General features: G+C 46.0%; 20 protein-coding genes and 1 pseudogene. 20 read left to right on the top strand and 1 reads right to left on the bottom strand.

All coding sequences use genetic code 11. The annotated features are described in order from the left end of the window. Window positions 1–8 precede the first annotated feature (8 nt). From DXE44_RS07240 to DXE44_RS10745, 15 genes are all read left to right on the top strand, one after another. Complete coding sequence (locus DXE44_RS07240; protein WP_114653841.1) at window positions 9–1,535, top strand: cryptochrome/photolyase family protein; 1,527 nt, start codon at window positions 9–11, stop codon at window positions 1,533–1,535. A gap of 88 nt (window positions 1,536–1,623) precedes the next feature. Then, window positions 1,624–2,088 carry a DUF2452 domain-containing protein gene (locus tag DXE44_RS07235; protein WP_114653839.1) on the top strand — a complete coding sequence of 155 codons (465 nt, stop codon included), beginning with the start codon at window positions 1,624–1,626 and terminating at the stop codon, window positions 2,086–2,088. A gap of 17 nt (window positions 2,089–2,105) precedes the next feature. Further along, window positions 2,106–3,086 carry a quinone oxidoreductase family protein gene (locus DXE44_RS07230; RefSeq protein WP_114653837.1) on the top strand — a complete coding sequence of 327 codons (981 nt, stop codon included), beginning with the start codon at window positions 2,106–2,108 and terminating at the stop codon, window positions 3,084–3,086. Between the two features lie 149 nt (window positions 3,087–3,235). Then, window positions 3,236–3,646, top strand: a complete 411-nt coding sequence (locus tag DXE44_RS07225; protein WP_114653835.1) for a carboxypeptidase-like regulatory domain-containing protein — start codon at window positions 3,236–3,238, stop codon at window positions 3,644–3,646. A 183-nt stretch (window positions 3,647–3,829) separates the two neighbouring features. Next, the gene (gene ccmA / locus DXE44_RS07220; protein ID WP_114653833.1) at window positions 3,830–4,477 is read left to right on the top strand and encodes a cytochrome c biogenesis heme-transporting ATPase CcmA; all 648 of its coding nucleotides are present in this window, start codon (window positions 3,830–3,832) and stop codon (window positions 4,475–4,477) included. Then, complete coding sequence (gene ccmB, locus DXE44_RS07215; RefSeq protein ID WP_114653831.1) at window positions 4,474–5,139, top strand: heme exporter protein CcmB; 666 nt, start codon at window positions 4,474–4,476, stop codon at window positions 5,137–5,139. The genes ccmA and ccmB overlap by 4 nt, the downstream gene beginning before the upstream one ends. Further along, on the top strand, window positions 5,136–5,906 hold the full coding sequence (gene ccmC / locus DXE44_RS07210; RefSeq protein ID WP_174221125.1) for a heme ABC transporter permease CcmC: 771 nt from the start codon (window positions 5,136–5,138) through the stop codon (window positions 5,904–5,906). Before ccmB ends, ccmC begins: the two co-directional genes overlap by 4 nt. Next, complete coding sequence (gene ccmD, locus DXE44_RS07205) at window positions 5,906–6,094, top strand: heme exporter protein CcmD (protein ID WP_114653830.1); 189 nt, start codon at window positions 5,906–5,908, stop codon at window positions 6,092–6,094. The genes ccmC and ccmD overlap by 1 nt, the downstream gene beginning before the upstream one ends. Continuing rightward, window positions 6,091–6,525, top strand: coding sequence for a cytochrome c maturation protein CcmE (gene ccmE, locus DXE44_RS07200; RefSeq protein ID WP_114653828.1), 435 nt, complete (start codon window positions 6,091–6,093; stop codon window positions 6,523–6,525). The genes ccmD and ccmE overlap by 4 nt, the downstream gene beginning before the upstream one ends. Continuing rightward, the gene (locus tag DXE44_RS07195) at window positions 6,522–8,438 is read left to right on the top strand and encodes a heme lyase CcmF/NrfE family subunit (protein ID WP_114653826.1); all 1,917 of its coding nucleotides are present in this window, start codon (window positions 6,522–6,524) and stop codon (window positions 8,436–8,438) included. The genes ccmE and DXE44_RS07195 overlap by 4 nt, the downstream gene beginning before the upstream one ends. Continuing rightward, window positions 8,435–8,959, top strand: coding sequence for a DsbE family thiol:disulfide interchange protein (locus DXE44_RS07190; RefSeq protein WP_114653824.1), 525 nt, complete (start codon window positions 8,435–8,437; stop codon window positions 8,957–8,959). The genes DXE44_RS07195 and DXE44_RS07190 overlap by 4 nt, the downstream gene beginning before the upstream one ends. Before the next feature lie 53 nt (window positions 8,960–9,012). Then, a complete protein-coding gene (locus DXE44_RS07185; RefSeq protein ID WP_114654390.1) occupies window positions 9,013–9,459 on the top strand; it encodes a cytochrome c-type biogenesis protein in 447 nt (148 codons plus the stop codon). Next, window positions 9,452–9,892, top strand: a complete 441-nt coding sequence (gene ccmI, locus DXE44_RS10755) for a c-type cytochrome biogenesis protein CcmI (protein ID WP_231970617.1) — start codon at window positions 9,452–9,454, stop codon at window positions 9,890–9,892. Before DXE44_RS07185 ends, ccmI begins: the two co-directional genes overlap by 8 nt. Window positions 9,893–9,911: 19 nt before the next feature. Then, window positions 9,912–10,073: a hypothetical protein gene (locus DXE44_RS10750; protein ID WP_231970616.1), complete on the top strand. Its 162-nt coding sequence runs from the start codon at window positions 9,912–9,914 to the stop codon at window positions 10,071–10,073. Window positions 10,074–10,088: 15 nt separating this feature from the next. After that, complete coding sequence (locus tag DXE44_RS10745; RefSeq protein WP_231970615.1) at window positions 10,089–10,640, top strand: tetratricopeptide repeat protein; 552 nt, start codon at window positions 10,089–10,091, stop codon at window positions 10,638–10,640. Here DXE44_RS10745 and DXE44_RS07175 read toward each other — a convergent pair whose 3' ends face one another. Next, window positions 10,641–11,405, bottom strand: coding sequence for an SDR family oxidoreductase (locus DXE44_RS07175; protein WP_114653821.1), 765 nt, complete (start codon window positions 11,403–11,405; stop codon window positions 10,641–10,643). 116 nt (window positions 11,406–11,521) lie between these two features. On the opposite strand from DXE44_RS07175, the gene DXE44_RS10740 reads away from it, so the two are divergent. From DXE44_RS10740 to DXE44_RS07160, 5 genes and pseudogenes are all read left to right on the top strand, one after another. After that, the gene (locus DXE44_RS10740; RefSeq protein WP_231970614.1) at window positions 11,522–12,103 is read left to right on the top strand and encodes a TAXI family TRAP transporter solute-binding subunit; all 582 of its coding nucleotides are present in this window, start codon (window positions 11,522–11,524) and stop codon (window positions 12,101–12,103) included. Window positions 12,104–12,117: 14 nt separating this feature from the next. Then, window positions 12,118–12,825 carry a type 2 periplasmic-binding domain-containing protein gene (locus DXE44_RS10735; protein WP_231970613.1) on the top strand — a complete coding sequence of 236 codons (708 nt, stop codon included), beginning with the start codon at window positions 12,118–12,120 and terminating at the stop codon, window positions 12,823–12,825. A 29-nt stretch (window positions 12,826–12,854) separates the two neighbouring features. Continuing rightward, window positions 12,855–13,609, top strand: a pseudogene (locus DXE44_RS07165) (2OG-Fe dioxygenase family protein). A 168-nt stretch (window positions 13,610–13,777) separates the two neighbouring features. Beyond that, on the top strand, window positions 13,778–13,942 hold the full coding sequence (locus DXE44_RS10390; protein WP_197712862.1) for a hypothetical protein: 165 nt from the start codon (window positions 13,778–13,780) through the stop codon (window positions 13,940–13,942). Next, window positions 13,918–14,838 (top strand): MFS transporter, encoded by a 921-nt coding sequence (locus DXE44_RS07160; protein ID WP_197712861.1) that lies wholly within the window; start codon window positions 13,918–13,920, stop codon window positions 14,836–14,838. Before DXE44_RS10390 ends, DXE44_RS07160 begins: the two co-directional genes overlap by 25 nt. Window positions 14,839–14,857: the final 19 nt, after the last annotated feature.

Raw genomic sequence — 14,857 nt, 5'->3', positions numbered from 1 at the left:
AAACATATTTGAAGAAGCTTGTTCTCATTCTGGGTGATCAGCTAGATATTAATAGTCCGGTATTAAAAAATCTCAATCCTCAGGCTGATCAGGTAGTCATGATTGAGTCTGCGGATGAGGCTCAGTATGTTTGGTCCCATAAGGCAAAAATTGCTTTGTTTTTGTCGGCTATGCGTCACTTCGCTAAGGAGTTAGAGGGGCTTGGTATACCGCTGCAATATATCAAGCAATCCCCCAAATCGATTGCTGACACATTGCGGGAAATTCTGAAAAAAGATAACTGCACTCATTTAGTTTGTCTTGAGCCTGGGGAGTATCGACTCAAGTGTGAGATTGAAACATTAACCTCTGAATTAGGTATTGAGTTAGAGATGCAGGAGGATCCCCATTTCTATTGTTCACGCCATGAATTTTCTAACTGGGTTGCAGGCAAAAAAGAGTTGCGTTTGGAGTATTTCTATCGACTCATGCGCAAGACCCACAACATCCTGGTTGATAAAGAAGGCAATCCAGAGGGTGGGCAGTGGAACTTCGATCGAGATAATCGCAAACCCTTCCCTAAGAAGGGGCCAGGCCTTATTCCGCCTCCAGAATTATTTGAACCAGATGCGATTACTAAAGCCGTATTGATTGAAGTAGAAGAGCGTTACTCGGATCACCCTGGATCGCTGGCTCACTTTCAGTGGCCGGTGACTCGCCAACAAGCACTCCAAGCATTCGAGGGATTTGTTGAGCACCGCTTAGCGACCTTCGGTATCTATGAAGATGCGATGTGGACAGATACACCTTTTGGTTGGCATTCCCTACTATCGAGTTCGCTGAATTTAAAGTTATTCAACCCCAGAGAAGTTATTAATGCCGTTTTACTGGCTTGGAAAAAAGATGACTTGGAGTTGGCGACAGTAGAAGGCTTTATTCGTCAGATTCTAGGTTGGCGAGAATTTGTGCGCGGCATGTACTACCTTGATATGCCCCAAATGGCTGAGGATAATTTTTACGACCATCGCAATCCATCACCCAATTGGTATTGGACTGGTAAAACGAATATGAAATGTATGCAAGAGGCGATAGGGCAGACTTTGCAGTATGGCTATGCTCATCATATTCAGCGCTTGATGGTGACGGGTAACTTTGCCTTGCTCGCAGAAATTCTGCCAAAAGAGGTGTGTGATTGGTATCTGGCTATTTATATCGATGCGATTGAGTGGGTGGAGTTGCCTAATACGGCGGGCATGGCCTTATTTGCGAGTGGCGGTCGCTTTACCAGCAAGCCCTATATTGCGAGTGGCGCCTACATTAAGAGAATGAGCAACTATTGCGACTCTTGCCAATATAAGCCTGATGTCCGGTTTGGGGAAGGCGCTTGCCCGATGACCAACCTCTATTGGAGTTTCTTAATAAAGCATCGTCAGCAGTTTGAGGTTAGCCCTCGGATCAGACTCATGACTGCCAACTTATCCCGTATTAGCGATGCTGATCAGCACGAAATCCAGCTGCATGCCAAAGGGCTTCTGAAGGATTTAAGCTCCCTATAGTCGACTTATTTTCTCTGTAAGCGGCAGCAACGCATTTTGTGAATTTGTGTCACACTTTCGCTATATAAATCAGTGGGTTAATTAAGCCATGAGAATAGAAGACACCGATCCAGCACGGCATGCCGGCATTGAATATCCTATGGAGGTGGGCGCGCCTGTGTTTGCGCCGATTAAAGTCTTGGAAGAAAAAGACAAGGCAGTCAATGTTGCTCGTCAAAATGCCAAGCTCGAATACGATCGCATTATGGAGCAGGCTGAAGTATTAATGAAGCAAGCGCGCTCGCTTCAAGCGCGATTAGATGCCACTGAGATGGTTCATAGTGCCAAATTCAGTTTTAACCCTCTGCATGGCAAAACATATCATCTGTATTTTGATGGCCGCATTGGTGCCAATGTACTGATTCAGAATGGCCCAGATCAATGGAGTTGCGGTATTCCTGATTCCTGGACTTATTCTATGGCGGTCAAAAAGCTCGGAGATAGCACCTGGGCTGTTGTTGAGGATGAAGAGCTTGTCTCTTCTGCTGTTGCGGTAAGACAATTTTTTCTATAAAAATAATAAGGTGACTTGTGACAACTGCTCGAATTGTTAGTCTTTCAGAACTCGGCAATGCTGATGTGATTCAGTTAATTGATAAAGAGCTTCCAGCTCCAGGAAAAGGGGAAGTTCAGCTTCGTCAAACTGCGATTGGTTTTAACTTTATTGATGTCTATCAGCGCTCTGGTTATTATCCACTCGAGCTGCCAACAGGCTTAGGTCATGAAGCGGTTGGAGTAGTTGAGGCGCTTGGTGAAGGTGTCACTCGATTCAAAATCGGTGATCGTGTGATGTATATCAATGCTGGTATTGGTGCTTATGCGAGCGCACGTAATGTCGCAGCAGATAAGTTGGTCTCAGTGCCAGGCAACGTATCCGATGAAGTCGCTGCAGCGGTGTTCTTTAAGGCAATGACTGCACAGTACTTAATTCAGAAAACATATCAGGTGAAATCTGGCGATGTCGTACTAGTTCATGCTGCTGCCGGTGGTGTTGGTCAAATCTTGGCTGGCTGGGCAAAATCATTAGGTGCTTTTGTTGTTGGCACTGTTGGCTCTCAAGCCAAGTTTTCAGCAGCTAAGGAAGCGGGATGCGATGCTGTGGTGGATTATTCCAACCCAAATTGGGTGGAAGAAGTGATCAAGGCAACAGGTGGACGTAAAGCGAATGTGGTTTATGACTCGGTTGCTAAAACGACATTCTTGGGATCGCTCGATTGTGCTGCACCATTTGGCATGGTTGCCTTATTTGGTGCTACCTCAGGCCCAGCCCCAGAGATTCAGCCGGAGATTCTGAATAAGAAAGGCTGCCTCTTTTTAACCAGACCTTCTGTATTTCCGCATAACGCTACTTCAGAACTGCTTCAAGAAAATGCTCGTGCGGTGTTTGATGCGATTGCACAGGGTCGAGTGAAGGTGCAAATTGGTGCCAAGTTCACGCTTGAACAAGCTGCTGAAGCACATAAAGCAGCCGAAGGACGAAAAGTCTCGGGTGCAATCATCATGATTCCTTAATGTGGGTTACCGCATATTGGCTTGGTTAAATCAGTTTGTTGAAAAGCCCCGCTTGCGCGGGGCTTTTTACTTGCCCTTTAACTTACTTGAACATTCCACTTAGCTGTAAAATAAGTTGTAAGCACTTACGCTAATGAAATGAGGCTCACATGAAATTCAATGCCCGATTGATTCTTTCTGCAGCATGTCTCGCGTTTTCTTCAATGGTGTTTGCACAAATACCAGACACCCAATATTCCCAAGGAATCTCTTATATCTCTGGCGGGGTTGGCGAGGGAGAATCAGAAGCGATCTTGACAGAGTCAAAGCAATGGCCTTTATTGCTTGAGTTGTCGCAATTGGAAAATGGTCGTGGCGTTTGGATTTTTGGCGCAAAGATCAAAGTGCTAAATACAAAGAATCAAGTGATTTTCGATGCACAGGCCGATGGACCCTATATGTTGATTAATTTGACTGCTGGTCAATATCAGATCGAAGCCTCTTATCAGGGAAGCATCCAGAAGAAGTCTTTACTCATTCAGGGCCCTGGACCCCAAAAACTGGCTATTTTTTGGAAATAAGGCGCTTTGCCATAGGCAATCCTAGGTGTTCTGGGCGCCTATTCTGCTTGAATAGCCTCTATAATTAGCTAAGCGATTGAATTAAAAGAGATTTATTCTCCGATTGCTGTTTTAGGTCGTTTGACAGTCCCTGGTGGGTCTTGGACAATGCCTGAGGTGGCTTGATTCAAGCCATTTCTTCCGATGACAGCCACTTATTCTTCCTTCCCAGCATCTCCAAATACAGCTCTTGAAGCTCGGGAGATTGCTTGCGTGCGAGGCGAGCGGACGTTGTTTTCAGGATTGAATTTTCAGCTGCTTACTGGTCAGTGCCTCCATATTCGGGGTGAGAATGGGGTTGGTAAGACCAGCCTTTTGCGTTTACTAACCGGCTTAGCTTCCCCTGAGTCTGGTGGCATCTTATGGAATGGCCATTCCATCAAAGAAGTGGCATCGGAGTATCACAGCAAGCTCTTATTTTTAGGTCATCGCGATGCCTTGAAAGAAGATCTCAGCGCTCTTGAAAATTTGCGCATGTATGCCGCGATTGACGGCATCTTGCTTTCTGATCAAGATGCATTTGCCTCCCTATGGCGATTTGGTCTGAAGGGACGCGAAGATCTGCCTGTCAATTGCTTGTCTGCAGGTCAAAAAAAGCGTGTCTTGATGGCTCGCATGGTGACGCGACGGGCGCAAGTTTGGATTTTGGATGAACCTTTTAATGCCCTAGATACTCATGCAGCCCAGGAGCTGCTAGGGTTGATAGCAGATCATCTTGAGCGCAATGGTTTGGTGGTGCTCACAAGTCATCAACCCCTATCTATTCCTGGTCTGCGAGTGTTAGATCTATGAACGACTTTGTAGCCATTGTTCATTGTGATCTATTGCTAGTGATGCGTCGCAAGAGCGAGGTCTTAACTGCATTATTTTTCTTTGTCATCGTAACCAGCCTGTTCCCATTGGGAATCGGAGTTGATACTGCTTTACTAAGAAAAATTGCGCCCGGCGTCATTTGGGTTGCTGCCTTGCTTTCTACATTACTTGGTTTGCAGCGGATGTTCTCGGCTGACTACGCGGATGGCACTCTAGAGCAATTGGCCTTGTCCCCGAATTCCTTTACAGTAGCGGTGTTTGGCAAAGTGCTTGCCCATTGGTTGGTATGCGGACTGCCTTTGGTCTTGCTGGCGCCGGTGATTGGAATTCAGTTTGATTTAGATGCTCAGTCTTTGCAGGTATTAATGGCATCTTTATTGTTGGGGACACCAGTTTTATCTTTAGTGGGTTCGATTGGAGCTGCTTTAACTCTAGGGGTAAGGGGTGGCAGCGTTTTAATGAGCCTGCTGATTCTGCCGCTGTATATTCCTGTATTGATTTTTGGTGCTGGTGCTGTGTACGCCAGCAGCGTAGGGCTTGATATCACGGGACATTTCTCCCTATTGGGCGCCTTATTGATTTTGGCATTAGCATTTATCCCCTGGGTCAGTGCTATTGCAGTAAAGATTGCTATCGAATGAGTAATGTAAACAATCCATCTTCTAGTCGCATCATTAACTGGTTCAAATTCTCGAGCCCGAGCACCTTTTATCCACTCGCTGGAAAAATGATTCCTTGGTTTTGGGCGCTAACGGTTATTTTTGGTCTTGCTGGATTGTGGGTCAGTTTTTTTGTGGCACCGGTAGATGCTGTTCAAGGTCAGGGTTATCGCATTATTTTTGTTCACGTACCTGCCTCTTGGATGTCGATGTTCATCTACTTAGTGATGGCTGCTTGGGCTGGATTAGGCTTGATATTTAATGCGCGTTTGTCGGCCATGATGGCTCAGGCGCTTGCACCAATTGGTGCTTGGATGGCTTTTTTATCTCTATGGACTGGAGCCTTCTGGGGTAAACCCATGTGGGGCGCATGGTGGGTATGGGATGCACGCTTAACTTCCGAGTTAATTCTGCTTTTTCTATACCTTGGATTTATCGCCCTGCAAGCATCGATTGATAATGTTCGCCGTGCTGATAAAGCAGGTGCAATTTTGGCTTTAGTTGGCGTAGTCAATGTCCCCATCATTTATTTTTCAGTGAAATGGTGGAATACCTTGCATCAAGGTGCCTCTGTTTCCCTAACTAAGGCTCCGGCCATGGCCCAGACCATGCTGTGGGGAATGTTATTAATGGCTTTATGCTTCTGGATGTACTCAATCGCAGTAGGGTTAATGCGTGTGCGCGCCATCATTTTGGAGCGCGAGGCCCATACTGACTGGGTTAAGCAATTAAACGAGGTAAAGCGTTGATGTGGAATAGTCCGGCTGAATTCTTTGCAATGGAGGGTTATGCGCTCTATGTATGGAGTAGCTTTGGCGTTTGTGCCTTAGTGCTCTTGCTTGAGCCCTTGGCTGTTCGGGCGCGACACAAGCTTATTGTGCGAAGATTTCAGCGTGAAGTGATGGCGGAATGGTTTGATCAAAAGGGCGGCAAGTGAAACCAAGACATAAACGGGCCGCCATTATTGTTGGCGCACTCATTGCGATTGGCATCGCGGCAGTATTAATTTTGAATGCGCTAAATAGCAATATCGCTTTGTATGTCATCCCAAGCGAAGTTGCTGCTGGTAAGTCACCCGCTGGTCAAGTCTTTCGGATTGGCGGTATGGTCAAAGATGGATCAGTCAAGCGAGATGGTTTGACTGTCCACTTTGTGATTACCGATATGGCGAAAGATATTCCTGTTGCCTATACAGGCATTCTTCCGGATTTATTTAAAGAAGGAAAGGGTGCGGTTATTCAAGGTCACCTAAATCCGGATGGACAATTTGTTGCTAGCGAAGTGCTGGCTAAGCATGATGAGAACTACATGCCACCAGAGGCCAAGCATGCTTTGGAGCAGGCTCAAAAAAATGGAAATAAACAATGATTCCTGAGTTTGGGCATTACGCGTTAATCCTCGCTTTATGTGTTGCCATTCTTCAGGGAATTCTTCCATTAGTCGGTGCACATCAAAGTCGCCGTGAGTGGATTTTGTTAGCTAGGCCAGCTGCGCAAACCGTTTTCTTATTGCTCGCTATTGCCTTTGTCATCTTGGCGTGGAGCTTTTATAGGAATGATTTTTCTGTGCTCTATGTTGCAGATCATTCCAATTCACAAATGCCAGTCATCTACCGTTTGGGTGCGGTCTGGGGTGGTCATGAAGGCTCTCTATTGTTGTGGGTTTTCTTGCTATCGACTTGGACATTTTTAGTGGCCCAACTTTCCAAAGCCTTGGATGAGTTTATGGTGGCTCGTGTCATTGGTGTATTGGGCTTGGTCATCACGGGACTACTCTTATTTGTTCTTTTAACTTCTAACCCCTTTGAGCGATTGTTGCCAGCTGCTCAGGAGGGGCGATCACTTAATCCGCTCTTACAAGATCCAGGATTGGTATTTCATCCACCCATGTTGTATATGGGTTATGTTGGCTTTTCAGTAGCGTTTGCATTTGCAATTGCTTCTTTATTATCTGGTCGCCTTGATGCTGCTTGGGCGCGCTGGTCACGCCCTTGGACAACGGCTGCCTGGGTATTTTTAACTCTGGGTATTGCACTAGGCTCTTGGTGGGCTTATTACGAGTTGGGTTGGGGTGGCTGGTGGTTCTGGGATCCTGTTGAGAATGCCTCATTCATTCCCTGGTTAGTTGGCACTGCTTTGCTGCATTCGCTTGCGGTTACTGAGAAGCGTGGTGGATTTAAGAGTTGGACAGTGCTGTTGGCAATTACGGCTTTCTCGCTTTCACTCTTAGGAACATTCTTAGTGCGCTCTGGAGTGCTCACTTCAGTACATGCATTTGCAACTGACCCTAAGCGCGGCATCTTTATTTTGATTTTCTTGGTACTGGTAGTGGGCTCTTCTTTAACTCTCTACGCTTGGCGCGCTCCCAAAAGTACGCTGGGTGGTAAGTTCACTTTCACCTCCCGCGAAACCTTTATTTTGCTCGGCAATGTTTTCTTGGTGGTATCGGCCGCATCAGTGCTCTTGGGTACGCTCTATCCCTTGCTGATTGCTCTCCACCTGGGAAAGATCTCAGTAGGTCCTCCATACTTCAATAGCGTATTTGTGCCCATCATGATTCCTTTGCTGGTCTTAATGGGAATTGGGCCCTGGACCAATTGGAAGAACTCCAATCTTGTGGATGTCATTAGGCGCTTATGGATTGCAGCTCTAGTGGCGGTGATTGCTGCCGCTTTGATTCCCTTCATCATGGGTGAATTTACTTGGCTCAGTAGCCTTGGTTTCTTATTAGCATTCTGGGTGATCTCCTCAGGTGTTTTGCAGATCATTCGTCAGGCAAAAGCAGGTAAGCCTACCCGCTCCTTTATTGGCATGCAGGTAGCGCATCTAGGGATAGCAGTGTTCGTTATTGGCGTTACCATGGTGGGTGCGTACCAAGAAGAAAAGGACGTACGCATGCTTCCTGGTGAAAGTGTCAGTGTTGGTGGTTACCAAATTCAACTTCAAAGCGTTGCCACTGTGCCTGGCCCAAACTACAACGCAATGCGAGGCACTTTCTTGCTTTCTCGTAATGGCAAGTTGGAAGCTACGATGTACCCAGAAAAACGAAGCTACTTTTCTTCAACTATGCCAATGACTGAGGCTGCAATTGATGCAGGCCTCACTAGAGATATCTATGTCTCCTTGGGTGAAGAGCTCGAAGATAAAGCATGGGCTGTACGCGTCTATTGCAAGCCTTTTGTCGATTGGATTTGGGGTGGTTGTCTATTAATGGCTCTGGGTGGCGTTTTGGCAATGTCCGATAAGCGCTATCGTATGAAATTACGCAAGGCAGCAGCATGAAAGCCAAGTTTATAATTCCACTTTTCTTGTTTGTAATTTTGGTTGGATTTTTAGCGATAGGCTTGAATCGCGATCCACATGAAATACCTTCGCCACTGATTGGTAAGCAAGCCCCGGCTTTTGAATTGCCTCAATTGGCTGATTCCCAAAAAACCTTTTCGCCAGATAGCATGAAAGGTCAGCCTTGGATTTTGAATGTATGGGCTTCTTGGTGTGTTGCTTGCCGTGAAGAGCATCCCGTTTTGGTTGAGTTAGGTAAGTTGGGTGTTGCGCCGATTATTGGCTTGGATTACAAAGACAAGCGTGAGGATGCGATGGCGATGCTTGCTCGCCAAGGCAATCCCTACGTTTTATCTGCCTTTGATGCTAACGGCCGCGTTGGTATTGACTATGGTGTGTATGGTGTTCCAGAGACATATGTTATTGATAAGGCCGGGGTGATTCGGTTCAAGCATATCGGCCCAATCACAATGGAGCTATTGAACAAGAAGATTATTCCTCTATTGGGTGAGCTCAAGTGATATTGCATAGGCTAATCCTATCGACTTTTACAAGTATTGTGATTGCTTGCACGATGAATGTTGCTTTAGCTAAAGATGCAACCCCGCTTGCGGATGATCCAGTTACCGAGCAGCGCCTCATTACCATTTCAGAAGAAATGCGTTGCTTGGTTTGCCAGAATGAATCCCTTGCGGGATCACGATCTGATTTAGCGAATGATTTGCGTAAAGAAATTCGGATTTTGATTGGCGAAGGTAAAACCGACAAACAAATTCGGGAATTTATGGTGGAGCGCTACGGCGACTTTGTCTTATATCGCCCACCTGTAAAGCCGATCACTTGGCTTTTATGGATTGGCCCTTTTGTGATTTTGCTTGCTGGCATTATTGGTCTATTGATTTATCTACGCCGCAGAAATCAAAATGTGCCAAGTACTACGCTGTCCGCAGAGGACAATCGTCGTATTGATGCATTACTTCGGGATACAAAATCCAGTTCAACAGAAAATGCACATGACTAGTTTTTTAATATCCGCTCTCCTTTTGTTGATCTTGGTCTTGGTGTTATTGCTACGCCCATTATTTTTCCCGGCCAAAGAGTCGGAAACTTCTCGTCGTCAGATGAATGCCGCTATTTATCGGGAGGAGCTCGATAAGCTCGAAGCTGATTGTTTGGCGGGCAGGGTTGATGCTGATAATTATGAGCAAGCTCATGCAGAAATGCGTCAACGCCTTTTTCAAGATACGGATGAGGCGGATGATCTCGCTGTATTGGGTTCCTCAAAGAAAACTATTGTTGGGATTTGTCTGTTTGTAGCGGTGCTTTCAGCGGGTTTTTATTTCTATCTTGGTGACGCCACTCGAATTGCTGAAAAGAGTGCTGAGCAGCCAATGACTCAAGAGGCTGTTGAAAAGATGGTGGCTGAGTTTGCTGCCAAGATAGAGAGAGCCTGACAACCTAAAGGGCTGGGCCATGCTAGCGCGCTCCTACCGAATTTTGGGTCGGAATGCTGAGGCCGCAAAAGCCTATGCTCGTGCAGGCTCTTTTGTGGACGCTGATCCACAGCTATTGGCTGACTATGCCGATGTATTAGCAGCTAATGCGAATGGTAACTTCGCTGGTAAACCACAGTAATTACTCAATAAAGCTTTGACGCTGGATCCAAGTAATTTATTGGCCTTGTGGCTTTCTGGAACTGCAGCTTTTAATGCGCAAAACTACAAAGTCGCAGTGCAGTCTTGGGAAAAACTAGAAAAGCAATTGCCCCCTGAAACAGATGAGGCGCGTGCAATTGCCGGTTCTATTGCTGAAGCACGCAGCAAGGGTGGGCTAGCACCTGCTACTACACCAGCAATCAATAATCGAGGGGTGAGTGGGCGAGTGGGAATATCCTCCGCACTGCAATCTAAAGTCAAGGCGGGTGATACTTTGATGGTGATTGCTCGTAAGCCTGGTGAACGTATGCCAGTAGCAGTTCTTAAAACCCCAGTGACTACATTCCCAGTAAGCTTTGTTTTAAATGATGCTTTGGCAATGAGCCCAAATGCCTTGATCTCTCAATTACCTGAGGTATCAGTTGAGGTGCGTATTTCCAAAACGGGTATGGCAATGCCAGAATCTGGCGACCTGATTTCTTCTGCACAAACTATCAAAGTGGGCACGACAGATGCCCGCTTGTTGATCGATCAGGTTAGACCTTAATTAGCCTCGTCCAACAAATGGCATATTGCTTGCCATGATGGTCATCGTCAGAATGTTGCTCTCTGGAGGCAGTTGAGCCATGTGCAGTACGGCTTGCCCAACATGATCCACGACGTCCATTAATGGCTCAGCCTTCTTTGAGCCATCGGCTTGCAAAATTCCGGCAGCCATAGGGATAGTCATTTCAGTACCCGCATTACCAATATCGATTTGACCGCAGGTAATATTAAACGGCCGACCATCTAGGGCAATGGACTTAGTTAGTCCAGTGATGGCATGCTTGGTAGATGAGTAAGGAGCAGACATTGGGCGTGGCGCATGTGCTGAGATGGAACCATTGTTGATGATGCGGCCACCTTGAGGTGATTGTGCCTTCATCATGCGAATTGCTTCTTGCGAGCAAAGAAAAGCCCCGCAAAGGTTGGCATTGACCACGTTCATCCATTGTTCGTAGCTGATTTCTTCCATCGGGATTGCTGGAGCACCCATACCCGCATTATTAAAGAGCACATCAATGCGGCCAAAGTGTTTTTGAATCTCTGAAAATAACTGCTTTACTTGTTCTGGCCTACCCACGTCGCAGGCAAGAGCTAAGCAGTTTTGGCTATTCCCGCCAATATCTTGAATAGCTTTATTCAGCTTCTCAAGGTTTCTGCCAGTTAAGACAACTTGAAAGCCGCCCTTGAGCAGCGCTTTTGCAGCCGCCTTGCCGATACCCGTTCCAACTCCTGTAACCAGAGCTACCTTATTGAGGTTTGAGTTCATTTCGATCCTAAGGATTCTTTGAAAACATTCATCTTATCCTAAATGAATCCAGATGAATTCATTCCGCTCTTGATCTATGGGCTCGGGGCATAATGGCAAAAACAAGAAGAATTCTTATGGACTTCATACGTAAAAATATCTATAACCCTATCGCATTTGGCGTAGCCTTTTTAGTGCTAGTGGCGACACTTTTTGCTACCTTGTGGGTTTTGGTGCCACCACCACCTAGGTCCATCGAATTGGCAACAGGATTTCCTACTGGCTTGTATCAGCAGTTTGGTGAAAGACTTCAGAAAGAGCTTGCTGAGGAAAGAATTTCTCTGCGCTTGAGAACTACTGGTGGCACAAGTGATAACTTGGCCTTATTAAATGATCCGCATTCAGGTGTCGATTTTGCAATGGTTCAAGGTGGAGTGGCAGATTTATCTCAACATCCCAACCTGGTTTCTATTGCAGGGCTGTTTTATGAGCCTGTATGGGTTTGGTATCGAGAGGCTAGTTTTCCTAATGAGTCTGGACGTTTGGGTCTGCTGAGCCAGCTGAAAGGCAAGCGCGTCTCCATCGGCAATGAAGGAAGTGGTACCTTAAATTTAGCCTCGAAATTGCTCGAGGCAAGCGGAATCGGTATGAACGATATCCACGCTGAAAAGCTCAAGCTGCTGGAGGCATTAGAAAAGTTCAAAAAAAGGGGGGGTTAGACGCCATTTTTTTGGTGAGCGCTGCTGAGGCACCTTTACTTAAAAATTTTTATGAAACTCCCGGCATCCGCTTAATGAGTTTTGAGCAGACTGAAGCTTATGTTCATTTATTCCCATTTCTTTCTAAGGTAACAGTGCCGCGTGGAGTGGTAAGTATTGAGTATGACTTGCCACGCCAAGATATTCAGGTATTAGCAGCAACAGCTACTTTAGTGGGCAAGGAAGACATTAGTCCTGCTTTGGCGACATTATTGCTTGGCGATACTTATGATATTCTGAAATCCTATGCCTATTTACAAAAGCCAGGAGAGTTTCCATCGGGCACCGGTCTTGATTTTCCTTTGCATGTGGATGCAGAAATCTATTTAAAAGATGGACCTTCTTTATTGCATCGCCATTTGCCTTTCTGGACTGCAATCTGGATTGGGCGATTCGCAAAAATCGTCATCCCTCTGTTGGTGATTTTTATTCCCTTGTTTACGTATATTCCTGCAGCCAAGAACTTGTTATTACGACTCAAATTATCTAGAGTTTATGAAGAGCTGAAGGTGATAGGGAAAAACGCTGCTAATCCAGACCTGATGGAAAAGAACTTTAAGGAATTAACGGATATTGAGAGAAGGGTAGGCAATATCAAGGTTTCTATGCTGGACGCAAAAGAGCTATACGACTTAAAGGGGCATGTAGGAGAGGTGCGTAGCCGTTTGAATTTGCATTCCTAAGTTGATTGCTAAACGCCTAAAATAAACCCATGAATCTCTCAAGCCTGTTGCCCCCGCTGACTCCCGTTAAAGAATTGCCCCAATCTTTGCGAGAGCAGGGTTATGCAGTCCTGTCCTCACAGGATGTGGCGAAAATAGCGCATGTGGATCTAGAGCAGCTCTTAAGTCTCAACCAGTTTTGGGAAGGTTTGCCACGCGATCCTTATCTAAAGGATGGGGGCGCTACCGCTTTCGACGCCATTCAAGCTTCGAGATGAAGGGCGATAGTCTGACCATAGTACCGCATCGCGCCCATTGGCAGTCTGTTGACTACAACGCCTTGCATGGAGGTATCGAGCGTTGGTTTGAACCCTCGCAGGCTCAGCTCACAAATAATCCTGCCTGGCAATCTCTTTTGCTAGGACTGGCCAACATATTAAGTGGCGTTAAGCAGGTGAATACTTGGTTTGTTGAGGCATACCAATTTCGGATTGATACGACTGATGGAATTGGTCGACCAACACCAGAAGGTGCGCATCGCGATGGCGTAGATTTTGTAGCCGTCTTTTTACTCAACCGGGTTGATATTAAGGGTGGTGAGACTCGCATCTTTGATGCGAATGGTTCTGCTGGTTTGAGATTTACCCTTTCTGAGCCTTGGTCTTTATTGTTAATGAATGATGAACGCATGATTCATGAATCCACCCCCATTCAGCCCTTAGGGTCTCACGGCTATAGAGATACTCTCGTTCTCACTTTCCGCTCGAATGGCTTCCAGGATTCACCGGGTCGTAGTCAGCAGTAAGCCCTATGCGCTTTAAACCTACCGGTTACACCCCCTTCATGCTCATGGCGCAAACCTGCGCGCTGCTAGGTTTCGCTTGCTACGCTGTCGTGTTAACAACATTGCAAGACGAATGGCATCTCAGTAATTTGCAATCGGGTTTAATTGCGAGCGCTTTTTTTCGGCTATATGCTGATGGTTCCTTTGGCAACAGCGTTGACAGATCGTGTCGACGCAAAAAAAGTCTATCTTGTAGGCGGTCTTTTAGCCACCTGTGGATTGCTTGGCATGGGCATCCTTGCTTATAACTTCTGGACTGCCCTGATCTTATGGCGATTAATGGGGCTGGTTTAGCGGGCACCTATATGCCTGGCTTAAAGATTCTTTCTGATCGTATTAAGACTGGAGAATTGAGTCGCCACATTGCTTTTTATACCGCTTTCTTTGGTATTGGTACTGGCTTTTCATATCTTTGCTCTGGCTGGATATTGGATGGATTGGGTTGGCGTTATGTTTTTGGAATCATTGCCTTAGGCCCATTTACCGCATTATTGATTGTGCTGATATTTATCCCTGCACTCACTCATGAAAAATGGCACGGCCCTATTCATATTCGATTGCACGATATTTTTCCGGTTGATAAATGGCGCTTAGTTTTACAAGATAAAACAGCTTCAGGCTTTATTTTTGGATGCACCGTACATTCGATCGAATTATTTGCTTCTCGTAGTTGGTTGGTTGCCTTTTTTGCTTTCTGTGCAATCACGACTGGTGACTCTTTTCTCTTAACCGCTACCACCCTTGCTGGTGTCATTAACTTTTTTGGTGTTCCAGCATCCATTACGGGAAATGAGATTGCCTTGAGAATAGGGCGTCAAAAATGGATCTTCTTTGTCATGCTGACTAGTGCAGCATTTGGTATGGCGCTGGCTCTATCAACCGGACAATCTTGGTGGTTAATTGTTGCTTTGGCCACGGGGCACGCGATTTTTATTATGGCCGATTCTGCTACTTTAACTGCGGGTTTGGTGGTGAGTGCGCAAGAAAATATTAAAGGTGCTGCAATGGGTCTCCATTCTTTAATGGGTTTTGGTGGCGGCTTGTTGGGTCCGGCGATTTTTGGATTTGTGCTTGATTTAACGGGTTCACGTAGCTCGCAAATTGCTTGGGTTTGGGCATATTTCGCTATAGTGATCTGGGGTGTTCTATTTGTTCTTCTATATGAACGCCGTAATGGCTGGGTAAGCTAGTCCCTCAATCGCAATTAAT

It is taken from the genome of Polynucleobacter necessarius (assembly GCF_900095175.1).
GTDB classification, from domain to species: domain Bacteria; phylum Pseudomonadota; class Gammaproteobacteria; order Burkholderiales; family Burkholderiaceae; genus Polynucleobacter; species Polynucleobacter necessarius_I.
The sequence above is the reverse complement of the archived record's forward strand: the minus strand, read 5'-3'. Positions and strand labels throughout refer to the sequence as shown.

What these genes read in the sequence shown, in the direction of transcription:
- DXE44_RS07235 (WP_114653839.1), top strand. Translation starts at nt 1,624, where the DNA reads ATGAGAATAGAAGACACCGATCCAGCACGGCATGCCGGCATTGAATAT.
- DXE44_RS07225 (WP_114653835.1), top strand. Translation starts at nt 3,236, where the DNA reads ATGAAATTCAATGCCCGATTGATTCTTTCTGCAGCATGTCTCGCGTTT.
- ccmA (WP_114653833.1), top strand. Translation starts at nt 3,830, where the DNA reads ATGACAGCCACTTATTCTTCCTTCCCAGCATCTCCAAATACAGCTCTT.
- ccmB (WP_114653831.1), top strand. Translation starts at nt 4,474, where the DNA reads ATGAACGACTTTGTAGCCATTGTTCATTGTGATCTATTGCTAGTGATG.
- ccmC (WP_174221125.1), top strand. Translation starts at nt 5,136, where the DNA reads ATGAGTAATGTAAACAATCCATCTTCTAGTCGCATCATTAACTGGTTC.
- ccmD (WP_114653830.1), top strand. Translation starts at nt 5,906, where the DNA reads ATGTGGAATAGTCCGGCTGAATTCTTTGCAATGGAGGGTTATGCGCTC.
- DXE44_RS07195 (WP_114653826.1), top strand. Translation starts at nt 6,522, where the DNA reads ATGATTCCTGAGTTTGGGCATTACGCGTTAATCCTCGCTTTATGTGTT.
- DXE44_RS07190 (WP_114653824.1), top strand. Translation starts at nt 8,435, where the DNA reads ATGAAAGCCAAGTTTATAATTCCACTTTTCTTGTTTGTAATTTTGGTT.
- DXE44_RS07185 (WP_114654390.1), top strand. Translation starts at nt 9,013, where the DNA reads ATGAATGTTGCTTTAGCTAAAGATGCAACCCCGCTTGCGGATGATCCA.
- ccmI (WP_231970617.1), top strand. Translation starts at nt 9,452, where the DNA reads ATGACTAGTTTTTTAATATCCGCTCTCCTTTTGTTGATCTTGGTCTTG.
- DXE44_RS10750 (WP_231970616.1), top strand. Translation starts at nt 9,912, where the DNA reads ATGCTAGCGCGCTCCTACCGAATTTTGGGTCGGAATGCTGAGGCCGCA.
- DXE44_RS07175 (WP_114653821.1), bottom strand. Translation starts at nt 11,405, where the DNA reads ATGAACTCAAACCTCAATAAGGTAGCTCTGGTTACAGGAGTTGGAACG.
- DXE44_RS10740 (WP_231970614.1), top strand. Translation starts at nt 11,522, where the DNA reads ATGGACTTCATACGTAAAAATATCTATAACCCTATCGCATTTGGCGTA.
- DXE44_RS10390 (WP_197712862.1), top strand. Translation starts at nt 13,778, where the DNA reads ATGCTGATGGTTCCTTTGGCAACAGCGTTGACAGATCGTGTCGACGCA.
- DXE44_RS07160 (WP_197712861.1), top strand. Translation starts at nt 13,918, where the DNA reads ATGGCGATTAATGGGGCTGGTTTAGCGGGCACCTATATGCCTGGCTTA.